Annotated in this window: 3 protein-coding genes; all 3 read left to right on the forward strand. The window is 33.7% G+C overall.

All coding sequences use genetic code 11. The features are described from left to right. Positions 1-10 precede the first annotated feature (10 nt). The 3 genes from ACXAHM_RS24190 to ACXAHM_RS24200 all read left to right on the forward strand — a co-directional run bounded on the left by ACXAHM_RS24190 (position 11) and on the right by ACXAHM_RS24200 (position 7,160). Complete coding sequence (locus tag ACXAHM_RS24190) at positions 11-1,327, forward strand: polysaccharide lyase family 7 protein (RefSeq protein ID WP_474966153.1); 1,317 nt, start codon at positions 11-13, stop codon at positions 1,325-1,327. A gap of 16 nt (positions 1,328-1,343) precedes the next feature. Then, positions 1,344-6,056: a fibronectin type III domain-containing protein gene (locus ACXAHM_RS24195; protein ID WP_474966157.1), complete on the forward strand. Its 4,713-nt coding sequence runs from the start codon at positions 1,344-1,346 to the stop codon at positions 6,054-6,056. Positions 6,057-6,452: 396 nt separating this feature from the next. Further along, positions 6,453-7,160 (forward strand): FadR/GntR family transcriptional regulator, encoded by a 708-nt coding sequence (locus tag ACXAHM_RS24200; protein WP_474966160.1) that lies wholly within the window; start codon positions 6,453-6,455, stop codon positions 7,158-7,160. Positions 7,161-7,288: the final 128 nt, after the last annotated feature.

Genomic DNA, 7,288 nt, shown 5'->3' on the forward strand with positions numbered 1-7,288 from the left:
ATTTCAAATTATGAAAAATCAAAGTGTAATCTCTCTATTGCTATCATTATTATTTTTGATAGCAGGTTGTAATGCTACTCCACAAATTGCAGAGGAAATAGAAATTCCAGAAGAAATTGAGGAGGAACAGGAAGAAGAGGAAAAAGAAGAGGATCAAGACAAGGAAGAAGATAATTTGGATCTTGATTATGAAGTAATCCTTGATGCCGGTTTAGAATCAACTAGTTTTCCCGAATGGAAAAAAGAAGGTACGGTCAATAACTCTAGTGTTACAAATAGTGGGCAAAATGCTGCTAAAGTAACAAATGTGGGAGATCAGCTTTTTCAAACAATACGTGTACATAAAGATAAGGAATACGAATTATCTGTATATGTAAAAGGTGGATTAAAACTCTTTATTGATTTTAAAAATGGGACACGTGATTCAATCGAAGTAATTAAAAATGATTATACAAAAGTTCGTTTGTTATTCACATCATCAACAGAAGAATATATAATTATTGGTGCTTCCTTTTATAGTGAAACAGGTAGATTTGATGATTTTGATATCAAAGAATTTACAAAAGAAGAGGAAGAAGAACCTACAGATGGTGAAAAGCCAACAGATATTATTCCTTCATTAGTCGACTGGAAAGTAACATTGCCGGTAGATAAAGATGGGAATGACAATACATATATTAATCATGTAGATGATCGCTATAATTCACCATTGGAAATTCATGATGAAGAACTAATAGATTATGAATATAGACCCTATTTTTTTGCCAAAGACAATGAAGTAATCTTTAGAGGTCATTGTGCAGGTGCAACCACAAGAGGCTCTAAATATCCTAGATGTGAATTAAGACAAAGAGTAGGTGGTGGAAATAATTATTGGTCAATGCACAATTATCAGTACTTAAAAACGGTACTACGTGTAACTCATCTTCCTGTTGTTAAACCTGAAGTTTGTATGACACAAATTCATGGACCGGAAGATGAACCCTTAAGAGTACAATATTCTACTTCATCACGAGGTTTGCATATTTATTACAATGAAGATTTTACAGAAGTAACAAACATAGATTATGAATTAGGGCAACTATTGGAGATAGAAGTGATTGTTGATGATGGTGATATTACTTGTAATATTAAGAATCTTGAAAATCAACAAACCTTTTCAAAAATTTGGACTTCAATAGATCAAACAGGCTATTTCAAAGTGGGTTGTTATACACAATCTTCCAAATTTTTATCCCAATTCAAATCTAACTACGATCAAGATGAACCTGAAGGAGCATATGGAGAGGTGGCAGTTCAATCGATCGAATTAATTGAGACTTACTAATTAGAGTATAAAAGAAATGAAGACAAAAACTTTACAAATCATGCTTGGAGCAATTATACTTACAGCATTGACTGTGGGTAATTTATTTGCTCAATTTTCTCCTGACAGTGAGGGGAATATATTTATCAATATTGCAGAGGGAGTAACCTATCACGAAGGTGCGGGTACTTATGCTGCAAATACACCTTGGGAAATCAAAGAAGATGCGACTGCTCCTTATGGAAGTGTACTTGTTCCTACAGGAGATAATTTAGAGGCAGAAGCGGATGATCCAGCATCACCAAATTATGGTACATCTGTATCTTATGAATTTAATGCTACAGCAGAAAGCTTTTTTACTTGGGTTTTGCTTAAAGCTCCCTCAACTAGTAATGGAAGATTATTTATCTCTATTAATGATCATTGTATAGATGATCGTTCAACCGAAACCTTTGACCCTGTTCGTCCAAGAATTGGAGCAGAGGGAGTATGGCAATGGGTAAAGATGGGAAATAACCTAGAAAGTATAATGCTTGAGGGTACGAATACAATTCGTATTTATAGCTATAGAAATGACATTGAAATTGGAGGAGTTATCATTGCTGAATCTGAGGAAGTATTCCCCGTTTTAGATAAAGTAAGTAATATTGCGGTGACGAGTGAAGATGAAAATACTATGACAATTTCTTGGGATGAAGCATCCAAAACAGGTTTTGTGATGGAACAAGATAACAACACGGAAAGAGCTTATGCACCTTCATTTGTTGTTGCCTTAAATGGAGCCGCGATTACAGATGAACCTACCCTTGAAATGCCAATACAATTCACAGAGAATTCAATCAGCATTAATAAATCAGATATGATTGAAGGGGACAATGTATTGTCAATACAACAAATGCATTTTAAGAGAAAAAATAGCTCTGAAGATATCCTTGGTAGATCAGCGAAAGTTGACTTTACTTTTGCGGCATCAGAAGAAGAGCCAATAGATGCTCCTGATCCACATATAGCTGATAAAAATGGTGTGTTTGTGTTTTCTGCAACAGCATTTTTTGAAAATAAAGAAGGAACAGGAGTCGATGGACCTGAGTCATGGATTCAAGGTTCAGATGAAGTTATTGGAGACTATATGTATTTAGCCAATACTACTGATGAAAATAGAAATGAAGTTTCTGCAGATAGGCACTTAGGTCCATCATTGGTGTATCAAATTGATGTTGGAGAAGAAGCACAAAAAGGGTTTGTGTGGGCTTTAGTAAATGAAGGTGGAAAAGATAAAGGTAGAATCTATGTGAATGTAAATGATCTTTGTTTGGATGAAAGAGCAGAAGGTGAATTTGGAGATCCTGCAAAATCTAGAATTTCAGAACAGATGCAAGGGCAATGGCAATGGATTTTGTTGAAAAATCAAGTGAATGATGCAGTAAAACAAGCTGGTATTAATACAATTGAATTGTTCAAATCTCGCCCAAATATTAAGATTGCTAAAATTGCTTTCACACCAGAACAAAAGATCAATATGATCATTGATCAACCTACACCTTATGTAGCTGTAAATGATGGTGCAAACCTTACAATTAAATGGGATGAGCCTACTTTGACAGGTGAATTATATGGTTTTGATGAAGTGATAATTGATCCAAAATCATACTTCTATACTGTCAAATTAGGGGAGATGATTTTAGGAGAAAATATTTCAGCTCGAGAGATTCAAGTGGCTGTTACAGATCTTTCTGAACCAATGCTTTTAAGTGTAGAAGTTGGTCATGAATTTAGAAAAAACAGTTCTTCAAATTTTGATTCCTATTCACTTCCAGGTGTAATACAAATTGAAGCAACCTCTGAAGGTATTGAAGAGGAGAAAGAACCAATTGATGTTCCCGATCCACATATAGCTGATAAAAATGGTGTGTTTGTATTTTCTGCAACAGCATTTTTTGAAAATAAAGAAGGAACAGGAGTCGATGGAACTGAGTCATGGATTCAAGGTTCAGATGAAGTTATTGGAGACTATATGTATTTAGCCAATACTTCTGATGAAAATAGAAATGAAGTTTCTGCAGATAGGCACTTAGGTCCATCATTGGTGTATCAAATTGATGTTGGAGAAGAAGCACAAAAAGGGTTTGTGTGGGCTTTAGTAAATGAAGGCGGAAAAGATAAAGGTAGAATCTATGTGAATGTAAATGATCTTTGTTTGGATGAAAGAGCAGAAGGTGAATTTGGAGATCCTGCAAAATCTAGAATTTCAGAACAGATGCAAGGGCAATGGCAATGGATTTTGTTGAATAATCAAGTGAATGATGCAGTAAAACAAGCTGGTATTAATACAATTGAATTGTTCAAATCTCGCCCAAATATTAAGATTGCTAAAATTGCTTTCACACCAGAACAAAAGATCAATATGATCATTGATCAACCTACGCCAATGGTGTCAGCAAATGATGGTACAAACATCACAATTGCTTGGGAAGAACCTACCTTGACAGGTGAATTATATGGTTTTGATGAAGTGATAATTGATCCAAAATCATATTTCTATGAGGTGAGTTTAGATGGAGAAGTGTATGCTGCCGATATTACAACGAGAACAATACAAATTCCAATAGCAGAACTTGGTGAACCTTCTACTTTAGGATTAAAAGTTGGGCACGAGTTTAGAAAAAATTCTTCATCCAATTTAGCAACCTTTTCTCTTGAGGGAGAAATCAATATTGATGCTACAACTCAACCAGAAGGTGAAGTAGAAACAGACACTGAAGCACCAACAACTCCATTGAATCTTGTGGCTTCAGAAATTACAAGTAATTCAATAACACTGACTTGGGAAGCATCCTCAGATAATGTAGGTGTAGCTGGATACAAAATCATTCAAGATGGTAATGAATTATCGGTAACCGTAAATGACGCAACAACATATACAGTAGAAGGATTGGAAGCTGAAACAATGTATACTTTTGCTGTCAAAGCTTATGATACATCGGGGAACATTTCAGAAAACTCAATTTCTGTAGAGGTTACGACAACAGAAGTTGTACAGAACCCTGAGGGTGATTATCAAGATATTATTCATATGGCAGATGAAAATGGTATTTATCAATTTGACGCTGTTGATTTTGTGGCAAATCTACCAGGAACCGATGCTTTTGCAGGTCAAAAATGGTTGATTGATGCAGATGAAGAAGTGGGTAGATATATTTATATTGAAAATACAGATACTTTAAATAATTCAAATAGAGTATCTTCTGAACGAATGAAATCACCTAGAATTTCTTATCAAATCAGTATGCCTGAAGTACAAACAGGTTTCCTATGGGCATTGGTACAACAAGGTGGAAAAGATGCTGGTGAAATATACGGTAACGTAAACGGTATTGATGTAGATAAAAGAACAGCTGGTGAATATGGTAGTGCCTTTGGTTCAAGAATTTCTGGTGACTTAGTAGGACAATGGCAATGGATATTAGTAGGATATCAAATTAGAAATAACAATGGTCCAATGCTAAAATCAGGCATTAATGAAATTGAAATTTTTATGGCGTATCCAGATATTAAAATTGCGAAATTTATTTATGCTCCAAAACAGGAAATTTTGCCTATCATTAATCCTGCTAAATTAAGAATCCAATCTAATGATGAAACTACTGTGACAGTATCATGGGATGAGCCCGTATTAACAGGTGAATTGTATGATAATGAGCCAAAAATCATCTCTCCAAAAGATTATACGTATAGAGTAAAATTAGAAGGAAAGGATGAAGAATTGATCAAAGAAAGACAGTATGTCATCAACAAGTCTGATCTTTCGGGTGGAAAATTATTGGAAGTAGAAATTGGTCATCAGTTTAGAAAAAGTAGTTCAAGTACAGCGTTATTTTATTCTATGCCTTCTTACCTGACCGTGACTGCTGAAGATCAGGCTGATTTTGAAGCACCAACACAACCTATGGATTTGTCTGCAATAGATATTCAAGGAACAAATGTTGCTTTAAGCTGGACTGCTTCAGAAGATAATATTGGTGTATTAGGATACAATATTTACCAAAACGGTATTAAAATTCAAGAGGTAACGTCAACTTCATACAAAGTGAGTGGTTTATCTACCTCAACAGAATATACTTTTGAAGTAGAAGCTTTCGATGGTGCAGGCAATACTTCTGTGAAATCAAATGTATTAATGGTAACAACTAGAGATAAAGATGTAGAATTAACTGATCGACCAAATCAAGTAGAAGATCTTGTTGCTACACAAATTACTTCATCATCATTTACCTTAGGTTGGCGTCCATCTAATTCATTAAATGGAATTACTGCTTACTATGTTTTTTTAAGAATAAAAGGTATTGAAGAGTTCGATATGATCGCTCAACTGAATGGTGAAACTTTCTCTTTTGATGTAGAAAATTTAACGTTAAATACGGAATATGAAGTAATGGTCAGAGCAGAAGATGGTGCGGGTCATTTATCAGAAGAATCAGAAATATTGGAAGTGATAACAGAAAATCAACCGCTTTCAATTGAAAATGATAAAGTATTCCTTTTTCAAAAAGTATATCCCAATCCATCAACAGGAATTGTGAATGTTGATTTTTCTACTAACGTAGAATACACTATTTATAATTTGATGGGTCAAAAAATCATTTCTGGAAGTGGCCAAATGTTACATTTAAATCTTTCGAAAGGAACTTATATTCTAAGAGCCATCGATCAAAACGGTGCCTCTGATTCGGCAAAATTAATTTGTCAATAATAAAGAGGGAATAAGAAAGACTGACATGAAAATGCTTCCTTTTAAAATACTATTTAAGAGGAAGCATTTTGTTTTTTAGAATTGGTAGAACAACCCCTTTATTTACCTTAAAAATGAACGTTAGAATAGAAAAAATAAGGATTGGTATTGAAGAATAACTATAAAAAGTGTATATTAAAAAATTAATATTTGGCGTTGAATTAATATTAACCCAATACTGCATCTTTTTATTAAGAATAAATTTTAGATTAATTTCTCAATTGAATAAATCTATTTAATTTTGTGACTTAATGAAAATGATCAACAAACAGATTATTTTTGTCATCTCGATAACTAAAGCTGACGAAGCATTAAAATATATTCATTTGAAATCCTGTTGATACAATGGAAATAGAAATGGAAAAGATACAGATGGAAAAACCATCAAGTATCATAATTCGAAAACTAAAAGAAATGATTGAATTAGGTGTTTTAAAGCCTAATGATACACTACCTCCAGAAAGAAAGTTGAGTGAACAGTTGGGTGTAGGTAGAAGTCACGTACGTGAAGCATTAAAGAAAATGGAGTTCTTTGGTTTGCTTAAAACGCAGCCACAAAGTGGTACTGTAGTCGTAGGATTAGGAACAAAAGCTTTAGAAGGACTGATCACCAATATATTAGAAATTGACAACAATGATTTTTTCTCTTTAATAGAGACAAGAGTATTACTGGAAGTGAAAATTGCGGGTTTAGCAGCAAAAAGAAGAACAGAAGAAGACCTAGAATTTGTAGCAAAAGCTTTGAAAGAATATGAAGATGCTGTCGAACAAAATCTGGATTGCATCTCTGAAAAGGATTTTATGTTCCACCTTTCTTTAAGTAGATGTTCTAAAAACACTACGCTCAAAAGTTTATTAATGACAATCACTCCTGATATCTTAAAACACTTTGAGAAAGAAAGAGTTTGTGATGATGGAAGTAGAGTGAAAGCAATCGAAGAACATCGAAACTTATTTGAAGCAATCAAGAAAGGAGATGAAGCGAAAGCACAACAAATCATGGAAGATCACTTATCACCAATACTTGAGCTTGCAGAAAAAAAATACAATAAGTTATATAAATAACTAAACATAAAATAGACGTTTAATTTAGTATTGAACGTCAATAGCGTCCTAAACGTTTAAAAAAGTGTGAGAAAAGTTTAAGTATCTCAATTAACTTTGAGTTGCATAAAAAAAACATATTCTCACAC

Source organism: Flammeovirga sp. AWQ4_249 (assembly GCF_056161045.1).